We start from the raw sequence: 26944 nt of genomic DNA, 5'->3' as shown, positions 1-26944 counted from the left end.
CATACCGCGCCCGTGGCCCCCTAACGACGGAAGCACCCTCGCGCAAGGCGAGGGTGCTTCCGGCACAACTACGGGCGCGGCGGAACGCCTACTCCCATTCGATGGTCCCCGGCGGCTTCGACGTGACGTCGAGAACCACGCGGTTGACCCCGTCGACCTCGTTGGTGATGCGGTTGGAGATCTTCGCGAGCAGGTCGTACGGCAGGCGGGTCCAGTCGGCCGTCATGGCGTCCTCGGAGGACACCGGGCGCAGCACGATCGGGTGGCCGTAGGTGCGGCCGTCGCCCTGCACGCCCACCGAGCGCACGTCGGCGAGCAGCACCACGGGGCACTGCCAGATCTCCCGGTCAAGGCCCGCGGCGGTCAGTTCGGCGCGCACGATCGCATCCGCCTGGCGCAGCAGGTCCAGACGCTCCTGGGTTACCTCGCCGACGATGCGGATGCCCAGGCCGGGTCCGGGGAACGGCTGGCGTTGCACGATCTCGGCGGGCAGGCCCAGCTCGGCGCCGATGGCCCGCACCTCGTCCTTGAACAGGGCGCGCAACGGCTCGACCAGCTCGAACTGCAGGTCCTCTGGCAGGCCGCCCACGTTGTGGTGACTTTTGATGTTGGCGGTGCCGCTGCCGCCGCCGGACTCGACGACGTCGGGGTACAGGGTGCCCTGCACGAGGAAGCGGATCGGGTCGCCGTCGATCTCCGCGGCCTCCTTGATGAGCTCGGCCTGAGCCTGCTCGAAGGTGCGGATGAACTCGCGGCCGATGATCTTGCGCTTGGTCTCCGGGTCGCTGACGCCGGCCAGCGCGTTGATGAACTGCTCGCGCACATCCACCGTGACCAGGCGGATGCCGGTGGCCTTGACGTAGTCTTCTTCGACCTGGCGGCGCTCATCCTCGCGCAGCAGGCCGTGGTCCACGAACACACAAACCAGCTGGTCGCCGATGGCCTTGTGCACCAGGGCGGCGGCGACGGCGGAATCGACCCCGCCGGAGAGACCGCAGATGACCTTGCCCGTGCCCACCTGGGCCTGAATCAGCGCGACCTGCTCCGCGATGACGTTGCCGCTGTTCCAGTCGGCGGGGATGCCGGCGGCGCGGTGCAGGAAGTTCTCCAGCACGTGCTGGCCGTGCGCGGAGTGCTTGACCTCGGGGTGCCACTGCACGCCGTAGAGCTGGCGTTCGTCATTGGCGAACGCGGCCACAGGGGTCGACACCGTGGAGGCGAGTACCGTGAAGCCGTCGGGGGCCTTGGACACCGAGTCGCCGTGGCTCATCCACACGGTCTGCTCGGCGGGCTGGTCGGCGAGCAGCGCGTTGGTGCTGTCGGAGACGACCACCGGGGTGGAACCATATTCGCGCTGGCCGGTGTGCGAGACCTCGCCGCCGAGGGCGGTGGCCATCACCTGGAAGCCGTAGCAGATGCCCAGCACCGGGATGCCGAGGTCGAAGATCGCCGGGTCGAAGGTGGGGGCACCCTCGGCGTAGACGCTGGACGGTCCGCCGGAGAGCACGATGCCGATCGGGTTCTTCTCGGCGACCTCCGCGGCGGTGATCGAGTGCGCCACGATCTCCGAGTACACGGATGCCTCGCGCACGCGCCGGGCGATCAACTGCGCGTACTGCGCGCCGAAGTCCACCACGAGCACCGGGCGGCTGATGCCGGAGGTGGCAACTGAAGCGGCGCCTTCCTCGGTTCCGATCAGGTTCTCCAGGCCCTCAGCGCCCTCGGCGCCGTCGGCGCCCACGACGTCCATCGGGTTCACGGCGCTCATGCGCGGACCCCGCTTTCGACGGCGGCGACGGGGTGCGCGGCGAGATATGCCTTGACCCGCTGGCCGACCTTAGCCTCGAGGAAGAAGGACAGGAATGGGATGATGCCTCCGAGCGCGATGAGTAGGAAGGTGGGGAAAGGCCAGCGCATGATGCTCCAGATGCGGAAATCGGCGAACAGATACAGAACGTAGAACCAGCCGTGCACCATCAGCAGTCCAGTGCTCAGATTGACGGCCGTCACGGTGCCATCCGGCACCAGGGCCAGGAAACCGTTCGGGCCGCCGGCTTCAAGCTCGGTGCCGAAGAGGTACTTGGCGATCACCTCGGCGCAGAGCAGTAGCAGCAGAACACCGGTGATGATCGACGAGACCTGGTACAGCCGAAGCGCACCGGGGATTCTGGGCAGGTCGGCGGGCTTGGGTTCAAGTGGCATGGGCTAATTCTACGGGGCGTTGGCGTGCGACCGGTCGGTGCCAGCGGCCGGGCCGGCTGCCTCGTCCGGCGTACCGGCGGCGTCCTCGGCCGCAGCGGCAGCGGCGACCTCGGTTTCGCGCTCCCAGGCATCCCGCACCAGGCGGTACCAGAGGAACACGGCGAAGCCGGCGAAGACGACCCACTCGAGGGCGTAGAAGATGTTCAGCCAGTTCAACGGAACCTCGACTTCGGGCTCCGGGGAGTCGATGACCGTCAGACCGTCGGGGGCGACGGTGTCGACGATGTAGCCCTGGTAGACGGACTGGTCGGACCAGTTGGCCCAGAGGTTGATCAGCGCCGCGGTGGACACCGTGGTCATCGTGTACGGGTCGGCGTCTTCGTCGGGCAGCGCGGGCGCCTCAGACGAGAGGAACCGGCCGGTGAGCGGCTGGAGGGACAGGATCGACATCTGTGTGGCGAGCCGTTCGCGGACCGCGGCCGCCTGGTCGGCGTCTGCGGTCCAGCCGCGGGCCACCGCGATGCTGGCACCCTCATCGGTGACGAAGTGGCTGACTACCCAGAAACCGGATTCGCCGCCGTTGTGTCGGCCGCTGATGATCTGCTCGTCACCGGCCACGAACGAGCCGATCGTCTCGATCATCTGGCCCTCAGCGACCTTCGCGGGCGGCCCATCCGGTGACACCGTGTCTTTGAGTGGTTGCACGGTCTCGGTGGTGCGCTCGATGACCTCGCCGGACGAGATGGCGCGGGCCAGCTGCCACTGGCCGAGGGCAGCGAAGGCGCCGGCGATGGCCAACGCCAGCAGCAGCGCGGCGATCCACCGGGGACGCACCATCATGCGCATCATGAGTAATCACCCGTCTGGTCGTCCTGGCCGGCCTGGTCGGTTTTTTTCTTCGGGGTCGGGTACGTGTCGGAGATGAAGTCCACCATCGGGTCGCCGGATTTCTGGTCATGGGTGACCGCCTCAACCAGAGCGATCTCTTCGGCGCGCATGGCGTCTCGCTCCGGGGTGCGGGTGGGCGGATGCGCCGCTCGGGAGCGGCGGCTGAGGGCAGCGCCGATCTTCTCCGAGTTGGCGGTGAACAGGGGGCCGAGGATCGCCATGGTCAGCACGTAGAGGCCCGCGAAGGGCTGCAGCCGCGGGTCAAGGCCGGCGCTGACCGACAGGGTTGCCAGGATCAGGGTGAACTCGCCGCGGTTGACGAAGATCGCGGCGGTGTTCAGTCCTTCGCGCAGCCCCATCTGGTGCATCCGGGCCAACAGCGCGCCCGAGGCCAGGCTGAGCGCGAAGGTCATCACGATGGCGATTCCCACCAGGACGATGACCGAGCCGAATTCGGCCACGTTCAGCGCCAGGCCGAAGTTGAGGAAGAAGAACGCCCCGAAGACGTCGCGCAGCGGCACCGCCACCCGTTCGATGCGGCCCCGGTAGGTGCTCGCGCCCAGGACCACGCCAATAAGGAATGCGCCGATGGCGTCGGTGACGCCGATGATCTCGCCGATGCCGGCGAAGAGCACGGCCAGGCCGAAGAACAGGATGGTGAAGAGTTCGTCGTCCTTGGTGCGCATCAGTCTGGACACGACCCGGCCGCCCCACCGGGCGACGGAGAACATCACCACGAGGAACAGGAACGCGATGCCCAGTTGCAGCACGATCGGCCAGATCTCGGTCTTGCCGCTGAGCACCACGGACACGATGGCCAGGTACACGGCGATGAAGATGTCACCGACGACGGTCACCCCGAGGATCATCGGGGTTTCCTTGTTGGCCAGCCGGCGCAGTTCGATGAGCAGTTTGGTGATGATCGCACTGGACGAGGTGCCGGTCATGCCCGCGATGACCAGGGCTTCCCTGGCGCCCCAGCCTGTCATCAGGCCGAACGCGAACCCGGCGCCCATGTTGATCAGGATCCAGGAGCCGCCGGAGATCAGCAGTTTTCCGGCGTCGCCGAAGAAGGCCTCCTGGTCGAACTCGAGCCCCAGGCTGAACAGGAGCAGGATGAGCCCGAAGACCGCGATCAGTTCGATGTCGGCCGAATTGAAGTCCAGCGGGAACCATCCGGTGTACGGGCTGGCCAGCAGGCCCACGATCATGTAGATCGGGATCGACGGCAGGCCGATCAGTTTGCCCAACCGGCCGAGCACGTAGGCCACCACGAGCAGGATGCCCAGGGTGAGGAGATCTTCACCGAGGTGCATCGGCTACCCTCCTGGCGGCGCGTCGACGGGCTTGGACGTGATCGCACCGGTGCGGAAGAAGGCGAAGGCCTTCGCCACCTTCTCGGGAGAGCCGGCCACGACGAGGGTGTCGCCGGGGAAGACCTTGAAGTCGGGCGCGGGCGCGGGGTTGGCGGATTCGCCGCGCACCACGGCCACCACCGTGAGCCCGGCGATGCCGCGCTCGGCGGGGTTGCCCAGCGGCTGGCCGGCGATGTGGTCTTCGTAGTCCACGGTGAACCAGTCGATGCTGAGCCCGGGGATCTGGTCGAGCGCGGTGAGCGACTCGGTGATCTGGGTGCCGCCGAGCAGTTCGGCGAGGGTGTGCGCCTCGTCCTCGCTCAGGCGCAGCGACACCTTGCTGGCGTCGGGGCCACCCTCGTCGTCGGCGAAGGTGATCAGATCGCTGTGACCGGAGCGGTGCGCGATGACACCGACCTTGCCGCCGTCATCGGTGATGAAGGTGTGCAGTACACCCACACCGGGGAGCTTGACCCGTCGAACGTCAACCATGGTGCGACTCCTGAAGGCTTGAGGGCGGTCTAGTCATTCTACCGGAGCGTGTTCGCCGGTCGGGCGGGCCGCGGCACCGGCGCATCCGCTCGGCTCGCCCCGCCCCGTGATTGCCCCGGGACGGGTTCGGTGCGCCTCCTACGGGTGACGGCGCCCGCTATAGCGGGCGCGATCGGCCACACGAGGTGCAGTGACGGGCGGGTCGGGCGGGCGGGTTGGGCGGTCGGTCTGCGATCCACAGCCTGGGGACGGGCCGAGGAAGTGCACAGATACGTCCCGCCGCCGCCGCCGGGCCCGACGATGCGCCAGCCTCGGGGCATGACCACCACATCATCAGGCAGCCTGGACGTCCTCGCCGCGTTGTCCGGCCACAGCGGGCTCATCCTGGCGAGCGACGCGGCGCGAGTCGGCCTCCACCACGAGCTCCGCCGAGAATACGAACGTCACACCGTCATCCGCCTCCGCCGGGGGGTGTACACACGCGCTGCCGAGTGGGATGCCCTGGGCGCGGATGCGCGTTACCTCCGTCGGATCCACGCACATGCCGCCACGGCGGAGGCACCGGCTGTGTACTCGCACGTCTCGGCGGCGGCGCTATGGGGATTGCCGATTGTTGGTGCCTGGCCGGCGGATATTCACCTTGCCACCACGACGGCGGCGGGCGGACGGTCCCGGCGCGGCGTGATCCGTCATCCGCAGGAGCACAGCCTCGACGTCGTGGAGCACGAGGGGCTTCGGGTGACCTCGGTCGCGGCGACCGCGGTGGCACTCGCCAGGGTGCTCAGGTTCGGCCAGGCGGTGGCGGTCGTGGACAAAGCCATCCACCAATCACGCGACGGTCACGCCCTGGCGACCCGAGCAGACCTCGACCGCGCGTTCGACCAGCTCGGGCGGGTTACCGGTCGCGCGGCCGCTGGGCGGGTCCTGGAGTTCGCTTCACCGCTCTCCGGGTCGGCCGGAGAATCGATCAGCCGGGCCGGAATCTTCTTGCTGGGTTTTCTCCTGCCCGAGTTACAGGTGCCACACTGGGATCACGCGGGCCTGATCGGGTTCACCGACTTCTTCTGGCGCTCCGTCGGCAGGGTCGGCGAATTCGATGGGCACGGTAAGTACCTGCGCGACGAGTTCACCGGCGGACGCTCCACTGCCGATATCGTCATGGCCGAAAAGATACGGGAAGACCGACTGCGCGCACTGGGGTTGGGCGTGTTCCGGTGGGACTGGTCGGTTGCCACATCCCTCCCTGCTCTGGGAGATCTCCTCACCCGCAACGGCATCCCCCGGGCTCGCTGAGAGCGCGACCTCACCCGCTGCGACCCGCGCCGCTCACTGCACCTCGTACGGGCGACCGCGCCCGCTATAGCGGGCGCGGTCGCCGACAGGAGGCGCAGTGACCCCGCGGGCTCAGCTCGTCACGATGTCCGGCGCCTCCAACCGCACCCGGTCGGCGGATTCGTCGTCGGGCTGGGTCTGCGAGGCCCGTTCGGCGGCGACCCGCTTGAGGTAGATCGACACCTCCCGCTCCTCACGCTCGGTGTCCCAGCCGAGCACCTCGGCCAACAGCCGGGCCGCGACGGGTGCCGCGGACACCCCGCGGTCCCAGGCCTCGATGGAGATGCGGGTGCGTCGGGCGAGCACGTCCTCGAGGTGCAGCGCGCCCATGTGGGTCGCGGCGTACACAACCTCGGCCTGGATGTAGTCGTCGGCGCCGGGCAACGGGTCGGCCAGCTCCGGCTTTTCCTTGATCAGGTCGAGCAACTCGTCGGTGAGGGTGCCGTAGCGGTTGAGCAGGTGCTCGATGCGCACGGTGTGCAGGTTGAACGCATGGGCGATCTTGCCGCGCTTGTTCCACGCCGCCCGGTAGCCCTCGGCGCCGAGCAACGGGATCTCCTTGGTCGTGGACGGCGGAACCAGCCCGTCGAGGGCATCCACCGCGGCGTCGATCGCGTCCTTGGCCATCACCCTGTAGGTGGTCCACTTGCCGCCGGCGATCACTACCAGGCCGGGCACCGAGTGCCCGACGAGGTGCTCGCGGGAGAGCTTGGAGGTCTGCTCGGACTCCCCCGCCAGCAGCGGGCGGAGGCCGGCGTAGACACCCTCCACGTCTTCCCGGGTCAGCGGCACCTGCAGCACGGCGTTGACGTGTTCGAGCAGGTAGTCGATGTCCGCGGCCGTGGCGGCCGGATGCGCCTTGTCCAGGTGCCAGTCGGTGTCGGTGGTGCCGATCAGCCAGTGCCGGCCCCACGGGATCACGAAGAGCACGCTCTTCTCGGTGCGCAGCAGCAGGCCCATCGACGACTGGAACCTGTCCCGCGGCACGACGAGGTGGATGCCCTTGGACGCGCGCACCTTGAAGGTGCCGCGTTCGCCGACCATCCGCTGGGTGTCGTCGGTCCAGACGCCGGTGGCGTTGACGACCTGCTTGGCCCGCACCTCGAAGCGCTCCCCTGTCTGCAGGTCGTGCGCCTGCACGCCGACGACCCGTTCGCCCACCTTGAGGAAACCCTCCACCCGCACCCGGCTGGCCACGTGGGCGCCGTAGGCCGATGCCGTGCGCGCCAGCGACGCCACGTAGAGTGCGTCGTCGACCTGAGCGTCGTAGTAGGTGATGCCGCCGACGAGGGCGTCGTGGCTGAGGCTGGGCACCAGCTTCGCCACCTGGCTGCGGCTGAGGTGCCGGTGGTGCGGCACGCCGGGCCGACCGCCGATATAGGAGAGCACGTCGTAGAGCAGCATCCCGGCGCCCACATAGCCGCGTTCGACGACCCGCTTCTGCAGCGGGTAGAGAAAGCGCACCGGCTTGACCAGGTGCGGGGCGATGCGCTTGAGCAGCAGACCGCGTTCGGTGAGGGCCTCCCGCACCAGCCGAAAGTCGAGCTGTTCCAGGTAGCGGATGCCGCCGTGCACGAGCTTCGACGAGCGGCTGGAGGTACCCGACGCCCAGTCTCTGGCCTCGAGCATGCCCACGCTCAGCCCGCGGGTGACGGCATCCAGCGCGCTGCCGGTGCCGACGATGCCGCCGCCGACCACGAGAATGTCGAGTTCCTTGGATTTGAGGCGTTCGATCGCCGCCGCGCGTTCCTCAGGTCCGAGCTTCGTGGACCTGGTAACCGAGTTATCGTGCGTCATCTGCAAACTCCCATCGCCATCGGTGGTGCTTGCTTCGACGCTAGTTCACTCAGTACGGCGCGACAACTACCTCAACCCGTTGAAATTCCTTGATTCCGCTGTAGCCGGTGGTCGCCATCGAGCGGCGCAGGGCGCCGACCAGGTTAGCGGTGCCGTCGGCGACCGGTGCCGGTCCGTAGAGGATCGCCTCGAGCGGGGCGACGGTGCCGACCTCCACGCGCTTGCCGCGGGGCAGCTGCGAGTGGTGGGCTTCGGCACCCCAGTGGAAACCGCCGCCGGGGGCGTCGGTGGCGCGGGCCAGGGCGGTACCGAGCATCACGGCATCCGCACCGCAGGCTATGGCCTTGACGATGTCGCCGGAGGTGCTCAGCCCGCCGTCGGCGATCACGTGCACGTAACGGCCGCCGGATTCGTCCATGTAGTCGCGGCGAGCGCCGGCGACGTCGGCCACGGCGGTGGCCATGGGGGCGTGGATACCGAGGCTGGTGCGGGTGGTGGACGCCGCGCCGCCGCCGAAGCCGACGAGCACGCCGGCCGCGCCGGTGCGCATCAGGTGCAGCGCCGCGGTGTAGGTGGCGGCGCCGCCGACGATGACGGGAACGTCGAGGTCGTAGATGAACTTCTTGAGGTTCAGCGGCTCCTGGTTGCGCGAGACGTGCTCGGCACTGACCGTGGTGCCGCGGATGACGAAGAGGTCGACGCCGGCGGCGACGACGGTCTCGTAGAGCTCCTGGGTGCGCTGCGGCGACAGGGCGGCCGCGACGGTGACGCCGGCGGCGCGGATCTCGGCGAGACGCTCGGTGACCAGGGCCGGCTTGATCGGCTCGGCGTAGATTTCCTGCATGCGCGCCGTGGTCTTGTCGGCGGGCAGCTCACGGATCTCGGCCAGCAGCGGCTCCGGGTTCTCGTACCGGGTCCAGAGGCCCTCGAGGTCCAGGACACCGAGGCCGCCCAGCTGGCCCATCATGATCGCCGTCGTCGGGGAGACGACGGAGTCCATCGGGGCGGCAAGGAACGGGATGTCGAACTGGTAGGCGTCGATGGACCAGCCGACCGACACATCCTCGGGGTCACGGGTGCGCCGACTGGGCACCACCGCGATGTCGTCGAAGGCGTATACGCGGCGTGCGCGCTTGGACCGGCCGATTTCGATTTCCATACTCACCCGCTCAGTTTAGTCGCAGCCCGCACTCAGCCCCGCCCCCGACCCTTCTGTTGCCCTAACGGACATGTGCGCCCGGCGTACCGGGCGCACATGTCCGTTAGGGCAACAGTTGCGGGATGTTAGCGGCGGTAGTTGGGCGCCTCGACCACGATCTGCACGTCGTGCGGGTGGCTCTCCTTCAGGCCCGCGGCGGTGATGCGCACGAACTTGCCCTTCTGCTTGAGCTCGTCGATGGTGCGCGCGCCCACGTAGAACATCGACTGGCGCAGCCCGCCGATGAGCTGGTACGCCACGTTCGACACCGGGCCACGGTAGGGCACCTGGCCCTCGATGCCCTCGGGGATGAGCTTGTCGTCGCTGGGCACATCCGACTGGAAGTAACGGTCCTTCGAGTAGGAGGTCTTGTTGCCACGGGTCTGCAGCGCGCCCAGCGATCCCATGCCGCGGTAGGTCTTGAACTGCTTGCCGTTGACGAAGACGAGCTCGCCGGGGCTTTCGTCGCAGCCGGCCAGCAGGGAGCCGAGCATCACGGTGTCGGCGCCGGCGACGAGCGCCTTGGCGATGTCACCGGAGTACTGCAGTCCGCCGTCGGCGATGACCGGCACGCCGGTCTCCCGTGCGGCCAGGGAAGCCTGGTAGACCGCGGTGATCTGCGGCACGCCCACGCCGGCGACGATGCGGGTGGTGCAGATCGAGCCGGGGCCCACGCCCACCTTGATGGCATCCGCGCCCGCGTCGATGAGCGCCTGCGCGCCGGAGCGGGTGGCGACGTTGCCGCCGATGACGTCGACGTCGGCGAAGGCCGAGTCGGACTTCAGCTTGCGGATGATCTCGAGCACGCCGGCGCTGTCGCCGTTGGCGGTGTCGACCACGAGAACGTCAACGCCCGCCTCGAGCAGGGCGGATGCCCGGCGCCAGGCGTCACCGAAGAAGCCGATGGCCGCGCCGACGCGCAGGCGCCCGGCGTCGTCCTTGGTGGCGTTGGGGTATTCCTCGCTCTTGTCGAAGTCCTTGACAGTGATCAGGCCGGTCAACCGGCCGGCGTCGTCGACGAGCGGCAGCTTCTCGATCTTGTGGGTGGCGAAGATGGCCACGGCGTCCATGGGGGCCATGCCCACCTTGCCGGTGATCAGCGGCGACGTGGTCATGACCTCGCGCACCCGGGTGGTGTGCTTGGCCACGGCGGAGACGAAGCGCATGTCGCGGTTGGTGATGATGCCCACGAGCACACCGTCGTTGTCGACGACCGGCAGGCCGCTGATGCGGAACTGCCCGCAGAGGGCATCCACCTCGGCCACGGTGGCGTCGGGCGAAGTCGTTACCGGATTGGTAATCATGCCGGATTCGCTGCGCTTGACCAGGTCCACCTGCTCGGCCTGGTCGGCGATCGACAGGTTGCGGTGCAGGATGCCCAGGCCGCCTTCACGAGCCATGGCGATGGCCATGCGGGTCTCGGTGACGGTGTCCATCGCGCTGGACAACAGCGGCGTCGCGACGCTGATTCTGCGGGTTAGCCGGGACTTTGTCTCGGCCTCGCTCGGAATGACGTCGGTGTGACCCGGCAGGAGAAGGACGTCGTCGTAGGTGAGTCCGGTGAAACCGAACGGATCTGGCTGATCCATGAAACCCCTTTTGCATTCGCGGATATGGAAAAAAGTCCGGAAATCCCTGGGATGCAACCGGTACTCAATGTTAAGCGACGATGCGCTTGGCGCATTCCGCGATCCAAAATCGATTGCCCTGAATTCGGCGTACGAAACATATGCGACATAATCGGCACGTACTGTCAGCAAGGTCGCTGGCAGGCAAGTCCGTGCCAGTTCGAATACGCACCGACGGTGCCGCCATGGAGGTGCAGTGAGCAATACACACGCTGTCCGCAGATTCACGCCCAGGATGATGGTGCTGCTTTTCGGCCTACTCCTGACCGCCCTGACGTTTTCAACGTTCGCGGCGAGCGCGGCTCATGCCGACGAGATCAACACTGACCAGTACGAATATGTGCTCTCGGGAAATGTGCAATTCGGTGGCGAACCCATCGAAGACGTGCTCATCTCCGTTGAAGGCTCCGGCTACGAGGCCGAGGTCGTCACGGATGCCGAGGGCAAGTGGCGCATCGGCGTTCCGGAGAAGGAGACCTACACGGTCACCCTCGACGAGGACACTCTCCCTAAAGGTGTGGTCGTCGCCAAGGGCGGTGCCGAGATCGAAGCCGAGTTCGGCCTCACCCAGGTGAAGTCGGTGAACTTCTTCCTCGGCGAGGGCGAACGCACGACGGTCAGCTTCTTCGACCAGTTCGTGAACCGCTTCGTCAACGGCCTGAACTTCGGTCTGCTGCTGGCCTTGGCCGCGATCGGCATGTCGCTGATCTTCGGCACCACGGGCCTGAGCAACTTCGCGCACGCGGAGATGATCACCTTCGGTGCGTTGGCCACCCTCACCCTCAGCACGACGCTCGGGCTGCCGATCTGGCTGGCGATCCTGTTGGCGATCGCCCTCAGCGGTCTGTTGGGCTTCGGGCTCGACGCCACCATCTGGAAACCCCTGCGGAAGAAGGGCGTCGGGTTGATCCCGCTGATGATCGTCAGCATCGGCCTCTCGCTGGCGCTGCGGTACACCTTCCAGCTGTTCTACGGCGGCGGCACCAGCCAGCTGCCCGGCTCCGGCATGACCGACCTCAAGTTCGGCCCGATCTCGCTGTCGCCGATCGACCTCGCCAGCATGGGTATCAGCATCGTCGTGCTTCTCGCGGTCTCCTACTTCCTGCTGCGCACCCGGATCGGCAAGGCCACCAGGGCCGTTTCCGACAACCCCAGCCTCGCCTCCGCCAGCGGCATCGACGTGGATGGTGTCATCCGCATCGTCTGGATCGTCGGCGGGTCGCTCGCCGGCCTCTCCGGTGTGCTCTGGGCCTACTTCCGGCCGGGGGTCAGTTGGGACATGGGCTTCCAGATCCTGCTGCTGGTCTTCGCTGCCACCACCCTCGGCGGTCTCGGCACGGCGTTCGGCGCCCTCGTGGGATCGATCATCGTGGGCCTGTTCGTCGAGCTGTCGACGCTGTGGATTCCGTCCGACCTGAAATACGTCGGTGCACTTGTCGTTTTGATCCTGGTGCTGCTGCTTCGGCCGCAAGGCATCTTGGGTCGCAAAGAGAGAATTGGCTAGGGGCTGACGATGATCGACTGGGGAGCAATCTTTAGCAACGCGGCCGTCGAGCTGATCAGCCCGACCACCGCCGCCTACGCCCTCGCGGCGTTGGGACTGGCAATTCACTTCGGCTACACCGGCCTGCTCAACTTCGGCCAGGCCGGCTTCATGGCCCTCGGCGCCTATGGGTACGCCATCTCGACCCTGAGCTTCGGCTTCCCGGTCTGGGCGGCGGTGCTCGTAGGGATCGGCGCATCCGTGATCTTCGCGTTGGTTCTGGGTATCCCGACCCTGCGGTTGCGGGCGGACTACCTGGCCATCGTCACCATCGCGGCCGCGGAGATCGTGCGCCTGCTGTTCACGACCAACACCTTCGAACCGATCACCGGTTCGGCCAACGGGCTCAGCGGGTACAAGGGCGGATTCGCTGCCCTCAACCCGATCCCCGACGGCACCTACGGGTTCGGTCCGTTCGAGTACAACGCCTACGACTGGTGGCTGCGCATCGTGGCCTGGACCATCGTGATCCTCGCCTGCCTGTTCACCTGGCAGATCATGCGCAGCCCGTGGGGCCGCGTGATCAAGGGCATCCGCGAGGACGAAGACGCCGTTCGCGCCCTGGGCAAGAACGTGTACTTCTACAAGATGCAGTCGCTGATCCTCGGTGGCGTCTTCGGCACCATCGCGGGCATGATCTTCGTGCTGCCGCGTGCCGTGGTGCCGTCGAACTACCAGACCTCGCTGACGTTCTTCGTCTACGCCATCCTGCTGCTCGGTGGAGCGGCGACCATCCTCGGTCCGGTCATCGGCTCGATGGTCTTCTGGGTGCTGCTGTCGTTCTTCTCCGGGTTCATCGCCCGGGCCGTGGAGGCCGGCTGGATCCCGTTCCTGACGAGCATCCAGGCCGGACAGCTGCGTTTCATCCTGGTGGGCGTCGCGATCATGCTCATTGTGATCTACAGACCCCAGGGCATCTTCGGAAACAAGAAGGAGCTGGCTTTTGTCAAGTAACAGTGTTCCCACCGGCAAGCCCGTCAAGACAGTTGACATGCACATCGGCGAGGCCGTCCCCGGCTGCAAGAAGAAGGACCCGATCCTCGTGGTCGACGGCGTCAGCCGCACCTTCGGCGGCCTCAAGGCGGTGGATGTCGAGCACCTCGAGATTCCCCGCGGCGCCATCACCGCTCTGATCGGGCCGAACGGGGCCGGCAAGACCACCCTGTTCAACCTGCTCACCGGGTTCGACAAGCCGGACACCGGCTCGTGGACCTTCGAGGGCACCCCCATCGGCGGCATGGCCGCGTTCAAGGTCGCCCGGATGGGTCAGGTGCGCACCTTCCAGCTCACCAAGGCCCTGGGCCTGCTGACGGTGATGGACAATATGCTGCTCGGCGCGAAGGCGCAGGTGGGCGAGAACCTGTTCCGCGCCGTCCTGCCGTTCCTCTGGCGTCAGCAGGAGGCCGACAACAAGGTCAAGGCGCTGGACCTGCTCACCCGGTTCAAGCTCGACACCAAGAAGGACGACTACGCGGCCAGCCTCTCCGGCGGGCAGCGCAAGCTCCTCGAAATGGCACGGGCGCTGATGAGCGACCCCACCCTGGTGATGCTCGACGAGCCCATGGCCGGCGTCAACCCGGCGTTGACTCAGTCGCTGCTCGACCACATCCTCAACCTCAAGGCCGAAGGCATGAGCGTGCTCTTCGTTGAGCACGACATGCACATGGTGCGGCACATCGCCGACTGGGTGATCGTGATGGCCGAGGGCAAGGTGGTCGCCGAGGGCGACCCGCACGAGGTGATGCGCAATCAGGCTGTCATCGACGCGTACCTGGGCCAGCACCACGACGAGGACCTCGGTGAGGATCCCGACGCCGAGAAGGAACATGTCGGAGCCATTAAGGAGCTGCTCGATGACGAACTCTAGCCCGCTGATCGACGCCACCCCGGCCCCGGTGCGGAAGGCGGTCGTCGAGGTCAAGAACGTGACGGCCGGGTACGTGCCCGGCGTCAACATCCTCAACGAATGCTCGCTCACCGCCTACGACGGCGAACTGATCGGCATCATCGGCCCGAACGGGGCCGGCAAGTCGACCCTGCTCAAGTCGATCTTCGGCCTGGTCAAGGTACGCGAGGGCGAGATCCGGTTGCGCGGTGACGACATCACGAACCTCAAGGCCAACAAGCTGGTCGCCAAGGGCGTGGGCTTCGTGCCGCAGACCAACAACGTCTTCCCGACGCTGACGATCCAGGAGAACCTGGAGATGGGCATGTACCAGAAGCCCAAGGGCCTGGCCGAGCGGCTCGAGTTCGTCACCGAGATCTTCCCGGAGCTGCGCAAGCGCCTCGGCCAGCGGGCCGGGTCGCTTTCCGGCGGCGAGCGCCAGATGGTGGCGATGTCGCGGGCGCTGATGATGGGCCCGCACGTGCTGCTGCTCGACGAGCCTTCGGCCGGTTTGTCCCCGGTGCGTCAGGACGAGGCGTTCCTGCGGGTGAAGGAGATCAACAAGGCCGGCGTGACCACGATCATGGTGGAGCAGAACGCCCGCCGCTGCCTGCAGATCTGCGACCGAGGCTACGTGCTCGATCAGGGTCGGGATGCCTACACCGGCACCGGGCGGGAGCTGCTGAACGACCCCAAGGTGATCGGCCTGTACCTGGGCACCCTGGGTCAGGACGACTAACCCTCCCGCACCATCCGCACCACCGACTTGCCCCGTTGCGGACGAGTTGCCCCGGTCTACCGGGGCAACTGGTCCGCAGCGGGGCATCTCGCGTTTCACCGGCGGCGCCAGGAGCCGTTCCGACGCCGTTGGCCGCCCCAGCCGCGCAGCTCCGCGCCTCCGCCGCCTAAAGACCCGCAGCGGGCCCGTGGCGGCCGCCATCTACTGGCCGGCCTCCGCTGCTGCCGCCCACGGCTGCCGCTCCCCCTGGCCGGCATCCGGCGCCCCGTCACTCGGCGGCGACCGGCCACCGGGCACGCGAAAGGGCCCCGGCCGAAGCCGGGGCCCTTCTGTGCGTGTCGCGGTACGTCTGCTGTGGTGTACCGCGAGTCAGCGGGGGTGACTAGTTGATGCGGCTGTACTTGTTGTCTGCACCGAATTCGAAGATGCCGATGGTTGCGTCGGTCGGGTCGCCGTTCTCGTCGAACGTGATCGTGCCGGAGTAACCGTCGTAGTCGATCTGCTTGCCCTCGGCGAGGAGCGCGGCGCCCGACGCGAAGTCGGTGACCTTCTCGCCCTCACCGGAGCCACCGGATACCTGCTGGAGGTACTTGGCGATCGACTCACCCGACACGTCGTTGGCTGCGTACGCAGCCAGGGCGATCAGGATGACGGCGTCGTAGGATTCAGCCGCGTAGCTGAAGTCGGTCAGGGCCGGGTCGATCTCGAGCAGACGGCCGGTGAAGTCACCGAGGGTCGCGGTGTCCAGGCCGGGCAGCGTGCCCTTCGAGCCCTCGATCAGGCCGGCAGCGAAGTCCTCGCTGTAGTCGGCCAGGTTGCCGTCGACGAAGTACAGCTTGTCGCCGGGGAAGCCGCTCGCCACGAGGTCCGGGGTGATGACCTTGGCCTGGTCGAACGTGATCAGAGCGATCGCGTCGGGGTTGGCCGCGGTGACTTCGGCGATCTGGGCCGAGAAGTTGGCGTCGCCCTCGTTGAAGCTCGCGCTGGCGACGACCTCTCCGCCGGCAGCCTCGAAGGCCGTGGTGGTGAACTCGGCCAGGCCGGTTCCGTAGGCGTCGTTGAGCACGATCAGGCCCAGGGTGCTGTTGCCGTCTTCGGCGATCAGGTTGCCCAGGACTTCACCCTGCAGGATGTCGGACGGAGCGGTGCGCCAGAAGAGCCCCTTGTCGTCGTAGTCCGTGAAGTCGGCCGAGGTGTTGGCCGGCGAGAACTGCACGACGCCGGCGCCGGTGATCTGGTCGATGACGGTCTTGGAGACACCCGAGGACGCCGCACCGACGATCGCCGAGACATCCTGCGAGAGCAGGTCGGTCACGGAAACGGTGGCGGTATCGGTCGTGGTGTCGCCCGAGTCGCGGAGGATGGCTTCGATGTCGATGCCCAGGCCGGCAGCTTTGATCTCCTCGACGGCGAGCTGAACACCGGCTTCTTCGGGCGGGCCGAGGAAGGCGAGCCCACCACTCTGGGGGAGGATCGTGCCGACCTTCAGGTCCAGGGCGCGGTCGCCGGCGGTGATCTCAGCGACAGTGCTTTCCGCCGCGGGTGCGTCCGAAGCGGCCGGCTCGGCTGCGTCGGTGCTGCATCCGGTGAGCAGAAGGGCGCTGACGCCGAAGATGGCGACGCCGGTGACGACGGCGCGGGCCGAGCGGGAGGCCGAGGCCTTCGCGAATACGCTCATGTTGCTCCTAGGGTAAGGGGAATCGAAGGTTAGAGCACGGCAAACGATCGTTGCCGTGCTGCAAAGGTATTCACCCGAACGACATCAAACAAGGCGGTCGTGTTACAGCCGTGTAACGCGACCAAATCGTTACGAACGGCCCCCTGATCAGGATGCTTGGCTCTGAGCCCCTAAATCGGGTCGATAACCGGCCGGCGCTGCGCCCGCCCCGCCCGCACCATATCGACAGTCAGCACGATCAGCGCGAGCCAGACCAACCCGAATCCGAGCCACCGTTCCGGCGGCATCGGCTCGTGCAGGATGACCACGCCGGCGATGAATTGCAGCACCGGTGCGAGGTACTGCACGAGTCCCATCGTGGTCAACGGCAGGCGCCGGGACGCGGCCGCGAAGAAGAGCAGCGGCACCGCGGTGAGCACACCGGTGCCGATCAGCGCGATGGTGTGCACCGTCGAGACGGTGCCGAAGGTGAGGCCGGAGATCAGCGAGACCACGACCAGTTGGATGATCGCGATCGGCGTGAGCCAGAGAGTTTCCAGGGTCAGCCCGGAGAGCGCGTCGATGTGACCGCCGACCCGCTTCTTGATCAGGCCGTAGAAGCCGAAGGAGAACGCCAGGATCAGGGAGATCCAGGGCACGGTGCCGTAGCCGACGCTGAGCACGATCACGGCGATGAAGCTGATCACCACGGCAGCCCACTGGGCCCTGCGCAGCTTCTCGTGCAGCACCAGGACGCCCAGCAGCACCGTGATGATCGGGTTGATGAAATAGCCCAGCGCCGTTTCGACGACGCGGCCGCTCAGGGTGCCGAGGATGAAGGTCTGCCAGTTGATGAAGATCAACACCCCGGCCAGCCCCATCGTCCACACGATGCGCGGCGAACGCAGTGCGGCCACGAGCGGTCGCCAGGCCCGGGTGGCCAGGATCAGGACCGCGCAGAACACCAGCGAGAACAGCACCCGCCAGGCCACGATCTCGAACGCTCCGGTCGGGGCCAGGAAAAGGAAATACAGCGGCAGGAATCCCCACATGCCGTAGGCGCAGATCGCGAAGATGAGGCCCGTGCTCGCGGAACTGCGGACCGGGCGCATCCCGCTCCGGGCCGCATCCACCGGCTCGGTCGGCTCGGCGGCCCCGGTGGGATCTGTCGGATTCTCGTGCACGTTGCTACCCCTCTGGACGCGAAAAATCCCGGATGGCCGAGGCCATCCGGGATTCAACGATATGCGGTGTGACTAGCGAACGACGACCGCGAGAACGTCGCGAGCCGACAGAACGAGGAGGTCCTCGCCACCGAACTTGACTTCGGTTCCACCGTACTTGGAGTAGATCACCTTGTCGCCGACGGCGACGTCGAGCGGGATGCGGTTGCCGTTGTCGTCGATGCGGCCGGGGCCGACGGCGACAACTTCGCCTTCCTGGGGCTTCTCTTTGGCGGTGTCCGGGATCACAAGTCCGGAAGCGGTGGTCTGTTCTGCATCCACCTGCTTGATGACGATGCGATCTTCGAGCGGCTTGATGGAGACCGACACGGTTGACCTCTTTCTTAGCTAAGACGTAGTTAGCAGACTCACAGCGAGAGTGCTAAGTCGAGTTTAGGGCGCAACTGGCACTCACGCAACGTGAGTGCCAGAGTGCTCGGGGTGCGGCCCGGTTTGGCTTGATAGGTTTGCGGGATGGAACGCGCCGAGCTCGTTGAGCTGCTCTCACCCGAAGGCCTGCGCCTGCTGGACTCCCTGCCCGTCTACGAGGCCGGTGCCGACGTCGTGCGCACGGTCAGTGCCCTACGCAAGGCCGGGCACTCCCCCGCCCTGGTCAACGCGGTGCTCTACCAGTCCCGGCTGCGGGCGAAGGCGACGGGCAAGTTCGGCGACTTTGCCAGCCGGATGCTGTTCACCGAGGCCGGCCTGGAGCAGGCCACCCGGTTGCGGGTCGCCGCCCTGCACGCCGGCCGGTTCGTGGAGGCCGGCCTCACCCGGGTCGCCGACGTGGGCTGCGGCATCGGCGGCGACGCCATGGCGATGGCCGCGATGGAGCTGACGGTGACCGCGATCGACGTCGACGAGGTCACCGCCACGGTCGCCAGCTTCAACCTGGCCCCCTTCCCGACCTCCTCAGTGCGCTGCGCCGACGCGGCCGACATCGACCCCACCGAGTTCGACGCGCTCTGGTTCGACCCGGCCCGCCGCACGGCCGGGCACGGCAACACCAGCCGGCTCACCCGGTCAGAGGACTACTCCCCCAACCTCGATGACGTCTACGCCCTGAGCAAACGGATGCCCGTCGGCGTCAAGCTCGGTCCCGGCCACGACCGCGACCAGATCCCCGAGACCGCGGAGGCCCAGTGGGTGTCGGTGGACGGCAAGCTGGTGGAGATGGGGCTGTGGTTCGGTGCGCTCGCGCGGCCGGGTATCCGCCGGTCGGCGCTACTGCTCAGCAAGGACGGAGTCGCGGAGCTGACCGCGCCTGCCGACAGCGAGGATGTGGCTGTCGGCGAGCTCGGCGACTACGTGTACGAACCCGACGGCGCCATCATCCGCGCCCGGCTGATCGGTGACCTCGCCCGATCGATGGATGCGTCGATGCTCAGCGAGGGCTTGGCCTACCTGACCAGCCCGACGCTGACCCGCACCCCGTTCGCCACGGCGTTCCGGGTGCTCGAGGTGCTGCCCACCGACGAGAAGAAGCTGCGGCTGGCGCTGGCTGAACGGAAGATCGGCACCCTGGAGATCAAGAAGCGCGGCGTGGATGTGGATCCGGCGACCCTGCGCACCCGGTTGAAGCTCAAGGGCCCGGAATCGGCCACCCTGGTGGTGACCCGCGCGGCCGGGCACAAGGTGGCGCTGCTGGTGGAACGGGTCTGACCGGCGTCAGCCGGCTCGCGGGTTCGGCTCAGCCGAAGTAGGCGGGCAGCATCCGGGTGATCACGACGAACCACAGCACCGCCATCAGGATGCCCAACAGACCGCTGAGCAGGCCGAGGAGCCAGAGGCCGCCGGAGCGGCGCTCCACGTACCTGGCCACCAGAGCGAGCACGACCGCGGCGATGCTCAGGGGCGCCCCCCAGATCACGAATATGCCGGCCAGCACCCCGAGCACCCCGCAGACCGCGGCAGCGACGCCGAGACCACGGCGGGCCGCATGGGTCTGGATCTCGGCGGTGGTGTACACGTACGGCACCCACTCGGTGGGCGCGGTGATGGTGGACTCGTAGGCGAGCTCGCCGGCGACCGGCGGCCGGGTCAGGTCGGGCGAACGCCCGGCGGGTGCCCGCAGCTCAGCGGCCCTGGCCTCGGCAGCCCGCGCCTGTGCGCGCGACAACGCCGGCGTCCCGGCGGGCGGAACTGACTGCTCCCGCTCCGCCCGGGTTTCGGGCTGCCCGGACTGCGACATGCGTGTGGACTCGATTCTCGACTACTCGCTGTGCGGTTAGTAGTTGTAATTGTTCATCGGCACGGTCGCGAACACCAGCGCCCAGAGCAGAATGCTGAGCAGCGCCAGGGCGATACCCACGAAGCCTGTGATGATCCCGGTCAGCCAGAAGCCCTTGCCGTTCGGTTCCTTGTTGCGGGCGATGAAACCCAGGACCACGCCGGCGGCCGGCAAGATGATGGCGAGGATGCCACCGAAAATCGGGAAGAACGCAACCGGGGACCCGAGGATGCCGATGACACCGGCGATCATCGACAGGATGCTCAGGATCGGCTGCTTGGTGGCCGACGGCATCCCGGGCTGGCCGGCGTAGTAGCCGGCGGCGGGGCCGCCAGAGGGCGGCGGGGTGCCGTAACCGGAGCCCGGCGGGGTGTAGCCCGGCGGGGTGTAGCCCGGCGGCGGCGAACCGTAGGGCGGCGGCGGGGTGCCCTCGCTCGGGGCGGGCGGGCCGTAGGCGGGCGGCGGCGTCGGCTGGCCGGCCGGACTCACCGGCGGAACCGGCGGCGGCTGCTGGGCGCCCGACGGGGTGGATTCGGCATCGCCGGCGGGGCCGCTCTGGCGATCCGGTGGGCCGCCGGCCATGCTGTCCTGCGGGAAGTCGGGCACCTGCGGCACGTCGGGGACCTGCGGCACGCTCGGAACCTGGGGAACCTCGGGATGTGGTGTGTTCGGATCGGTCATGATCGTCATTCCTTTCCTGTGAACGCCTGGTCTGATCCAGGCCGCCCGGCCGCCCGATCGGGCGGCCGGGGTGGCCGGCGAGCGCGGTCTGCCGAGCCTTCTAGTAGGTGGTGTACGAGCCTTCGCTGATGCCCGCCATGATCACGCCGATCGTGACGATGAGGAAGATGAGTCCGCTGATCAGGCCGACGTAGCCGAGCACGAGGCCGGCGATGGCGAGGCCGCGACCCTTTTCGCCGGTGCGCTTGATCTGGCTGAGCGCAATGTGGCCGCAGATCACGGCGGCGAGGGACACGAAGAACGCGCTGACCAGGGAGATGATCGCGAGAACGTTCCACTTATCGCCGGCGGCCGGCTGCCCGTAGCCCTGCGGTGCGTAGGCCTGCGGGGCGGCAGGTGCGGCGCCGTAGGCCGGGGCGGCCGGGGTTGCACCGTAGGCCGGCGGCGCGGGCGGGGAGTAGGCCGGCGGCGGCGTGGGCTCGTTCGAGTCCGGCTTGTTCACGGCGGGCTGGTTCGGGTCGGTCATGGGTGACTCCTTCACGTGGTGCAGCGTAGGGAATGCAAGGGCACTGGGTGCGATGGGTGCCATAGTGGCACCCGCGCCGTGGGGGTGTCAACGTGCTGGCTCTGCGTAAAACCCCCACCATGACAGTATCGCGTCCGCGCGAGAAACTCTTGGTGAGATGCGGTTTCAGGCCTGGATGAGGCCCACCGGGAGGGTAGAGTCCGCCCCGAAATCGAGGGTGGAGGGCGCGCGCCCCGCCATGATCAGCTGCGCGCCGAGCGCCGCGATCATGGCGCCGTTGTCGGTGCAGAGCGACAGGGGCGGGATGCGCAGCGCGATACCGGCCGCATCCGTGCGTTCCTGGGCCACCTGGCGCAACCGCGCATTGGCGATCACCCCGCCGCCGAGCAGCAGCCTGGGCACCCCGAGGTCGGTGCAGGCCGCGACGGCCTTGGTGAGCAGCACGTCGACGACGGCCTCGCGGAAGCTCGCCGCAACGTCATTGATCGGCACGGTTTCGCCGGCGTCACGCTTCTGTTCCACCCACCGGGCCACCGAGGTCTTCAGGCCGGAGAAGGAGAAGTCATAGCGGTGCTTGGCGACATCCTTCTGGTGACTGAGGCCGCGCGGGAAACGGATGGCGGTGGGGTCGCCGGTGGCCGCGACCCTGTCGATCTGCGGCCCGCCGGGGTAGGGCAGGCCGAGCACCCTGGCGACCTTGTCAAAGGCCTCACCGGCGGCATCGTCGATAGTCTCGCCGAGCAGCTCCACGTCGGAGACCAGGTCGCGCACCAGCAGCAGCGAGGTGTGCCCCCCGGAGACCAGCAGGGCGATGGTGGGGTACTCCAGCGGCGCATCTGTGTCGACGCCCTCGCCGCGCAGCAGGTCGGCGCCCACGTGGCCGACGAGGTGGTTGACGGCGTAGATCGGCACGTCCAGCGCCACCGCGAGCGATTTGGCAGCGCCGACGCCGACCATGAGTGCACCGGCGAGGCCGGGTCCGCTGGTGACGGCGATGGCGTCGATCTCGTCGAGCCGGATGCCGGCTTCAGCGACGGCCGCGTGGATGGCGGGCACCATCTCTTCGAGGTGGGCGCGAGCGGCAACCTCCGGCACGACGCCGCCGTAGCGGGCATGCTCGTCCATCGACGAGGCGATGGTGTTGGAGAGCAAGGTGGTGCCGCGCACAATGCCGATGCCGGTCTCGTCGCAGGAGGTTTCGATGCCGAGCACCAGCGGGTTGGTGCGGTTGAGCGGGCGGGCCGGGGCGGCTGATGCTGCAGGGTCGGCGGCGGGTGCGGCCGGGTCGGCGGCGGGTGCGGCCGGGTCGGCGGCGGGCGGCGCGGCGGCGGCATCCGTGAACTGCATCTCGGCGGGCGGAATGGGCAGGCGCATCACGATCGCATCCACGTTGTCTGGTTGGTAGTAGCCCCGGCGAACGCCGAGGTCTTCGAAGCCGAGCGAGCGGTACAGGTGCTGGGCGCCGGGGTTGTCGGCGCGCACCTCGAGGAAGGTTTCGCGGGCGCCCCGCTTGCGGGCCTCGGTGATCAGGCTGAGCATGAGCACCCGGCCGAGCCCGCGGCCGCGGGCCTCTTCGGCCACGGCGATGGTCTGGATGTCGCTCTCCGGCGAGCGCAACGCCGCCTGCAGTCCGGCATACGCGACGATGTGCTCCGGCGAGTCCGGCGGGAAGGCGACCAGGTAGTAGCAGCCCGGGTCGGCGACATCCCGAGCCATCATCTCGGTGGACCAGGCGTCGTTTTCGAAGATGTGCGTCTCCAGGGCCATGATCGCCTCGACGTCGGCGGGCTGGGCGCGGCGCAGCTGCCAGGTCATCAGCTCACCCGCTTGGGACCGTTTTTGGACACCGTCACATCGGGTGAGCGCAGGTAGAGCGCCTCGTCGGCGGCAAACGGTCGGCCGGCCGCGAAGGCGAGTTCGGCGACCATCCCGAGGTCGCCGGCCGAGATGGTGGCGGCGTCGAGGCGGGGCAGGCCCGCGTGCACGAAGTCGGCCTCGAGCAGCTCGGCCGGTTTGGCCAGGGCCGGGGCGCCGAGACGCACCGGGAGGTGCTCGGCATCCGCCCCGCTGTACGCGGACCAGTAGACCTCGCGGCGCCGGGCGTCGGTGACCACGAGCAGCGGCCCGGTGTGGCCGGTGCAGTAGTGGCCGTAGGCGATGGCGTCGTGGCTGACCACGGGAACGAGAGGGCGCCCGATGCCCAGCGCGAAGACCCGGGCGGCGGCGATGCCGACGCGGAGGCCGGTGAACGGTCCGGGGCCCATGCCGCCGACGACGCCGGAGAGCGCCGAGACGGGGATGGCGGCCTCGGAGAGGCACTCCTGGATGAGGCGGCCGACCACCTCGGCGTGCCGCATGGTGTCGGGGACGCCGCGTTCGGCGATCACGCCTTGGGTCAGGTCGACGACGGCGACGCTGGTGCCGGCGGAGGTATCGATGGCGAGAAGCACCCGTCCAGCCTATGCGGCCCGGGCGCCTCCGCCCGCCGGGTGCCTCGCCGGCTCGTTCACGGGCAACTGTTGCCGAATCGGACATTTGCGTCCGGCACACCGGGACCATTTGTCCGCACGGGCAACAGTTGGGCGCGGCAGACGCGGGGCGGGTGGGCGTCAGGCGCGCTTGGTGCGCAGGGCCTTCACCGTGAGCTGCCCGGCGGCGAGAATCAGCAGCACGGCGAACAGGATGCTCGACAGGCGCGGCGGGATCAGCACGGCCAGGGCCACCCCGGGCACCGCCGCGACGGTGGCAGCGGCGCCGACCACGAGGCCGGCGGGCAGATCGACGAGCCCGGCGCGCAGGTTGGCGATGGTGCCGACGAGGCTCGTGGGCACCAACACCAGCAACGAGGTGCCCTTGGCGATGAGGTCGCTCACGCCGAACACCGCCACGAGGGCCGGCACCGCGATCACTCCCCCGCCGATGCCGAACAGACCGGATGCGATGCCCATCGTCAGCCCCAGAGCGAGGTAGCCCAGCACCACGACCCAGCTCAGCTCGAGGGCGGCTCCGCGTTCCGGCTCCACGACAAGCATGCGCGCGGCCACCACGATGAGCAGCGCGATGAAGAGCCAGCGCAGCCAGAACAGCGGGATGCGCTGCAGCAGGTTGCTGCCGATCAGGGCGCCGACCACGGCGCCGGCGGCGATGATCGCGCCGGCGATCAGGTCGATGTGGCCGTTGGCCAGGTAGGTGAGCGACCCCACGATGGAGGTGGGCACGATCGCGGCCAGCGACGTGGTGGCCGCCCGGCGCTGGTCCATGCGCACCAGCGAGATGAGCAGGGGCACCATCACGATGCCGCCGCCGACACCGAACAATCCGGAGAGCAGTCCACCGATGACGCCGGTGAGCACGAGGGCGCTCCAGTACCAGGCGCCGGTCGGCCGGGCGGCGGTCATGCGTGCACCGGCTCATCCGGGCCGGCCGGGTCGCTGCGGAAGCCGAGGCCGTCCTGCCAGCGCGGTCCGTGGCCGGTCACCGTGACGGTGCGAGGTTCCGGCAGGTCCAGGGCGACGGCATCGTCGACGTCGGCGTCCGGGTCGGCCTGCGAGGCGCCGAGCGGACGCTCGATCTCCATGTCCAGCCACGATTCGGTGATCCCCTCGAGCAGGCCGCGGCCCCACTCCACCACCACGATCGAGCGGGCGAAGTCGATGTCGAGGTCGTCCAGCTCCATCGCGCTGCTCAACCTGTAGGCATCCACGTGCACCAGCGGCGGTCCGCCGATCGTGCTCGGATGCGTGCGGGCGAGCACGAAGGTGGGGCTGGTGACCGCGCCGCGCACGCGCAAGCCCTCGCCGAGGCCGCGGGTGAAGGTGGTCTTACCGGCACCGAGCGGGCCGGTGAGCACCATCAGGTCGCCGGCGCGCAGCAGCCCGGCCATTTCCAGGCCGAAGGCGTGCATGGTTTCGGGGTCGGCGATGGTGCGGCGCATCGGGCTACGACCTCGTGGTTTCGGTGCTGTCGGCGTCGGTCAGGGACCCAGATCCCACATACCGACGCGGCACCCGTGCGCCCACCCGGGTGACGATGTCGTAGTTGATGGTTCCCGCGGCTGCGCCCCACTCGGCGGCGGTGGGCACCCCGGCCGCGGCGTCGCCGAACAGCACCACCACGTCGCCGACGGCGACAGGGTCGGTGCCCACGTCTACCAGGAACTGGTCCATCGCGACGCGGCCCACCACGGGGTACTGGGTTCCGTTGATGGCCACCCTGGCGGCGTTCATGGCCTGCCGGGGTACCCCGTCGGCATAACCCAGCGGCACCAGGGCGAGGGTGGTGTCGGCGGTGGCGCGCCACAGGTAGTCATAGGAGACGCCCGCGCCGGCGGCGACCCGGCGCACGGCGGCGACCCGGCCGCGCAGAGTCATGGCCGCGGTCAGGCCGAGGTCGGCGGCATCCGCGTCGGCGAAGGGCGACTGCCCGTAAATACCGATGCCCAACCGCACCATCGAGTGGCGGGCGGCGGGCAGGCGCAGGGCGGCGGCCGTGGACGCCAGATGGGCGAGGTCGATGGTGAGTCCGGCGGCGGTGGCGGCCTCCAGCCCGCGGCCGAAGCTGGCGATGGCGGCGAGGTCGTCGTCGGGTGAGGTGTTGGCCAGGTGGCTGAACAGGCCGCGCACCCGCAGCCGGTCGACGCGCTCGAACGCGGCAGCGAGGCCCAGCACCTCGGCCCAGTCCGATTCGTCGACGCCGTTGCGGTTGAGGCCGGTCTCGAGTTTGATCTGCACGGATGCGGGCCGGCCCAGTGCGTTGGCGGCCGCCGCGACCTGGCGCACCTGCGCCGCCGACGACAGTCCGAGGTCGATGTCCGCGGCGATGGCGGCGGCGAAGTCGGCATCCGGACCGTGCAGCCAGGCCAGCAGCGGGGCGTCGATGCCGGCGGCGCGGAGGGCGAGGGCCTCGTCGATGTCGGCGACACCGAGCCAGTCGGCGCCGCCGGCAAGGGCGGCGCGGGCCACCGGCACGGCGCCGTGACCGTAGCCGTTGGCCTTGACCACGGCCATGGTGTGCCGGGTGCCGATCAGGCTGCGCAGGTGTTCCACGTTGGCCTGCACGGCACCGAGATCGATGACGGCCTCACGGAAGTCGGTCATGAGTTCCCCTCCAGGACCACGAACGCGCAGGCCACCCCGGCGTCGTGGGTCAGGCTCAGATGCGCGCTCGTGATACCGCGGGCGGTGAAGGCGGCCTGCACCGCTCCGGTCAGCGCGAAGGACGGGTTGCCGTGCGGGTCGGAGACCACTTCCATCTCCTGCCAGCTGGCGCCCACACTGTCGCCGAGGGCCTTGATCAGAGCTTCCTTGGCGGCGAACCGGGCGGCCAGCGAGTGCGTCGGCAGGGTGCGCTCGGCCGGCGCGAACAGCCTCGGCACCAGCCCGGGCGTGCGGGCCACCTGCCGGTCGAAGCGTGCCAGGTCGACGATGTCGACGCCGATGCCCTTGATCATGCTCTGCTCAATCCTCGTGTGCTGTTCTCAGCGAAATGCCCAGGACCCGGTGCCATCGCGAGGCGATGACGCGGCGAGCCCTGGGCATCCGTGGCCTATTCGGCCGGCTTACTCGACCG

Annotated in this window: 26 protein-coding genes; 6 read left to right on the top strand and 20 right to left on the bottom strand. The window is 68.4% G+C overall.

Annotation, left to right across the window (positions count from 1 at the left end):
- Nucleotides 1-88: 88 nt before the first annotated feature.
- The 5 genes from guaA to E3O60_RS07855 are packed head-to-tail and all read right to left on the bottom strand — an operon-like array spanning nucleotide 89 to nucleotide 4937.
- Nucleotides 89-1768, bottom strand: a complete 1680-nt coding sequence (guaA, locus tag E3O60_RS07875; RefSeq protein WP_255416755.1) for a glutamine-hydrolyzing GMP synthase — start codon at nucleotides 1766-1768, stop codon at nucleotides 89-91.
- Nucleotides 1765-2202 (bottom strand): DUF3817 domain-containing protein, encoded by a 438-nt coding sequence (locus tag E3O60_RS07870; RefSeq protein WP_103432178.1) that lies wholly within the window; start codon nucleotides 2200-2202, stop codon nucleotides 1765-1767. Before E3O60_RS07870 ends, guaA begins: the two co-directional genes overlap by 4 nt.
- A 9-nt stretch (nucleotides 2203-2211) precedes the next feature.
- Entirely contained in the window at nucleotides 2212-3042 is an 831-nt protein-coding gene (locus E3O60_RS07865; protein WP_166788974.1) for an SURF1 family cytochrome oxidase biogenesis protein, read from the bottom strand.
- 5 nt (nucleotides 3043-3047) lie between these two features.
- Nucleotides 3048-4406 (bottom strand): cation:proton antiporter, encoded by a 1359-nt coding sequence (locus tag E3O60_RS07860; RefSeq protein WP_088457128.1) that lies wholly within the window; start codon nucleotides 4404-4406, stop codon nucleotides 3048-3050.
- A 3-nt stretch (nucleotides 4407-4409) separates the two neighbouring features.
- Nucleotides 4410-4937, bottom strand: coding sequence for a cation:proton antiporter regulatory subunit (locus E3O60_RS07855; protein WP_088457129.1), 528 nt, complete (start codon nucleotides 4935-4937; stop codon nucleotides 4410-4412).
- 318 nt (nucleotides 4938-5255) lie between these two features.
- On the opposite strand from E3O60_RS07855, the gene E3O60_RS07850 reads away from it, so the two are divergent.
- Nucleotides 5256-6230, top strand: coding sequence for a hypothetical protein (locus tag E3O60_RS07850; RefSeq protein WP_088457130.1), 975 nt, complete (start codon nucleotides 5256-5258; stop codon nucleotides 6228-6230).
- 111 nt (nucleotides 6231-6341) lie between these two features.
- On the opposite strand, the gene E3O60_RS07845 is transcribed toward E3O60_RS07850, so the two are convergent.
- From E3O60_RS07845 to guaB, 3 genes are all read right to left on the bottom strand, one after another.
- Entirely contained in the window at nucleotides 6342-8066 is a 1725-nt protein-coding gene (locus E3O60_RS07845) for a glycerol-3-phosphate dehydrogenase/oxidase (RefSeq protein ID WP_088457131.1), read from the bottom strand.
- A 49-nt stretch (nucleotides 8067-8115) separates the two neighbouring features.
- Nucleotides 8116-9225 (bottom strand): GuaB3 family IMP dehydrogenase-related protein, encoded by a 1110-nt coding sequence (locus E3O60_RS07840; RefSeq protein ID WP_088457132.1) that lies wholly within the window; start codon nucleotides 9223-9225, stop codon nucleotides 8116-8118.
- Nucleotides 9226-9350: 125 nt separating this feature from the next.
- Nucleotides 9351-10853, bottom strand: coding sequence for an IMP dehydrogenase (guaB, locus tag E3O60_RS07835; protein WP_103459177.1), 1503 nt, complete (start codon nucleotides 10851-10853; stop codon nucleotides 9351-9353).
- 277 nt (nucleotides 10854-11130) lie between these two features.
- Here guaB and E3O60_RS07830 point away from each other — a divergent pair, with 277 nt between their 5' ends.
- From E3O60_RS07830 to E3O60_RS07815, 4 genes are read left to right on the top strand one after another with little or no spacing between them, the layout of a single operon-like run.
- A complete protein-coding gene (locus E3O60_RS07830; protein WP_088457134.1) occupies nucleotides 11131-12396 on the top strand; it encodes a branched-chain amino acid ABC transporter permease in 1266 nt (421 codons plus the stop codon).
- 12 nt (nucleotides 12397-12408) lie between these two features.
- Complete coding sequence (locus tag E3O60_RS07825) at nucleotides 12409-13389, top strand: branched-chain amino acid ABC transporter permease (RefSeq protein WP_088458110.1); 981 nt, start codon at nucleotides 12409-12411, stop codon at nucleotides 13387-13389.
- Between the two features lie 37 nt (nucleotides 13390-13426).
- Complete coding sequence (locus tag E3O60_RS07820) at nucleotides 13427-14302, top strand: ABC transporter ATP-binding protein (protein WP_088457135.1); 876 nt, start codon at nucleotides 13427-13429, stop codon at nucleotides 14300-14302.
- Nucleotides 14289-15059, top strand: coding sequence for an ABC transporter ATP-binding protein (locus tag E3O60_RS07815; RefSeq protein ID WP_088457136.1), 771 nt, complete (start codon nucleotides 14289-14291; stop codon nucleotides 15057-15059). The genes E3O60_RS07820 and E3O60_RS07815 overlap by 14 nt, the downstream gene beginning before the upstream one ends.
- Before the next feature lie 382 nt (nucleotides 15060-15441).
- Here E3O60_RS07815 and E3O60_RS07810 read toward each other — a convergent pair whose 3' ends face one another.
- The 3 genes from E3O60_RS07810 to groES all read right to left on the bottom strand — a co-directional run bounded on the left by E3O60_RS07810 (nucleotide 15442) and on the right by groES (nucleotide 18269).
- Complete coding sequence (locus E3O60_RS07810; RefSeq protein WP_088457137.1) at nucleotides 15442-16737, bottom strand: ABC transporter substrate-binding protein; 1296 nt, start codon at nucleotides 16735-16737, stop codon at nucleotides 15442-15444.
- Nucleotides 16738-16907: 170 nt separating this feature from the next.
- Nucleotides 16908-17828, bottom strand: a complete 921-nt coding sequence (gene rarD / locus E3O60_RS07805; RefSeq protein WP_088457138.1) for an EamA family transporter RarD — start codon at nucleotides 17826-17828, stop codon at nucleotides 16908-16910.
- A gap of 144 nt (nucleotides 17829-17972) precedes the next feature.
- Nucleotides 17973-18269, bottom strand: coding sequence for a co-chaperone GroES (gene groES, locus E3O60_RS07800; RefSeq protein ID WP_066597535.1), 297 nt, complete (start codon nucleotides 18267-18269; stop codon nucleotides 17973-17975).
- 144 nt (nucleotides 18270-18413) lie between these two features.
- Here groES and E3O60_RS07795 point away from each other — a divergent pair, with 144 nt between their 5' ends.
- Nucleotides 18414-19601: an SAM-dependent methyltransferase gene (locus E3O60_RS07795; RefSeq protein WP_134408923.1), complete on the top strand. Its 1188-nt coding sequence runs from the start codon at nucleotides 18414-18416 to the stop codon at nucleotides 19599-19601.
- A 28-nt stretch (nucleotides 19602-19629) separates the two neighbouring features.
- On the opposite strand, the gene E3O60_RS07790 is transcribed toward E3O60_RS07795, so the two are convergent.
- The 9 genes from E3O60_RS07790 to E3O60_RS07750 form a co-directional block, all read right to left on the bottom strand.
- A complete protein-coding gene (locus tag E3O60_RS07790; RefSeq protein WP_088457140.1) occupies nucleotides 19630-20130 on the bottom strand; it encodes a hypothetical protein in 501 nt (166 codons plus the stop codon).
- Between the two features lie 36 nt (nucleotides 20131-20166).
- Nucleotides 20167-20850, bottom strand: coding sequence for a DUF4190 domain-containing protein (locus E3O60_RS07785; RefSeq protein ID WP_166788973.1), 684 nt, complete (start codon nucleotides 20848-20850; stop codon nucleotides 20167-20169).
- Between the two features lie 100 nt (nucleotides 20851-20950).
- The gene (locus E3O60_RS07780) at nucleotides 20951-21376 is read right to left on the bottom strand and encodes a DUF4190 domain-containing protein (RefSeq protein ID WP_088457142.1); all 426 of its coding nucleotides are present in this window, start codon (nucleotides 21374-21376) and stop codon (nucleotides 20951-20953) included.
- 165 nt (nucleotides 21377-21541) lie between these two features.
- Nucleotides 21542-23191, bottom strand: coding sequence for a tRNA (adenosine(37)-N6)-threonylcarbamoyltransferase complex transferase subunit TsaD (gene tsaD, locus E3O60_RS07775; RefSeq protein ID WP_134497707.1), 1650 nt, complete (start codon nucleotides 23189-23191; stop codon nucleotides 21542-21544).
- Nucleotides 23191-23826: a tRNA (adenosine(37)-N6)-threonylcarbamoyltransferase complex dimerization subunit type 1 TsaB gene (tsaB, locus tag E3O60_RS07770; protein WP_134497705.1), complete on the bottom strand. Its 636-nt coding sequence runs from the start codon at nucleotides 23824-23826 to the stop codon at nucleotides 23191-23193. Before tsaB ends, tsaD begins: the two co-directional genes overlap by 1 nt.
- Before the next feature lie 159 nt (nucleotides 23827-23985).
- Nucleotides 23986-24774, bottom strand: coding sequence for a sulfite exporter TauE/SafE family protein (locus tag E3O60_RS07765; RefSeq protein WP_088457145.1), 789 nt, complete (start codon nucleotides 24772-24774; stop codon nucleotides 23986-23988).
- On the bottom strand, nucleotides 24771-25310 hold the full coding sequence (gene tsaE, locus E3O60_RS07760; protein ID WP_088457146.1) for a tRNA (adenosine(37)-N6)-threonylcarbamoyltransferase complex ATPase subunit type 1 TsaE: 540 nt from the start codon (nucleotides 25308-25310) through the stop codon (nucleotides 24771-24773). The genes E3O60_RS07765 and tsaE overlap by 4 nt, the downstream gene beginning before the upstream one ends.
- A 4-nt stretch (nucleotides 25311-25314) precedes the next feature.
- Nucleotides 25315-26472 carry an alanine racemase gene (gene alr / locus E3O60_RS07755; protein WP_134497703.1) on the bottom strand — a complete coding sequence of 386 codons (1158 nt, stop codon included), beginning with the start codon at nucleotides 26470-26472 and terminating at the stop codon, nucleotides 25315-25317.
- Nucleotides 26469-26825, bottom strand: a complete 357-nt coding sequence (locus tag E3O60_RS07750; protein ID WP_088457148.1) for a holo-ACP synthase — start codon at nucleotides 26823-26825, stop codon at nucleotides 26469-26471. The genes alr and E3O60_RS07750 overlap by 4 nt, the downstream gene beginning before the upstream one ends.
- Between the last annotated feature and the right edge of the window lie 119 nt (nucleotides 26826-26944).

The sequence above is a fragment of the Cryobacterium sp. TMB1-7 genome (assembly GCF_004402435.1).
Taxonomy (GTDB): domain Bacteria; phylum Actinomycetota; class Actinomycetes; order Actinomycetales; family Microbacteriaceae; genus Cryobacterium; species Cryobacterium zongtaii.
Note: the sequence above shows the minus strand (reverse complement) of the source record. Positions and strands in the feature narration are given on the sequence as shown.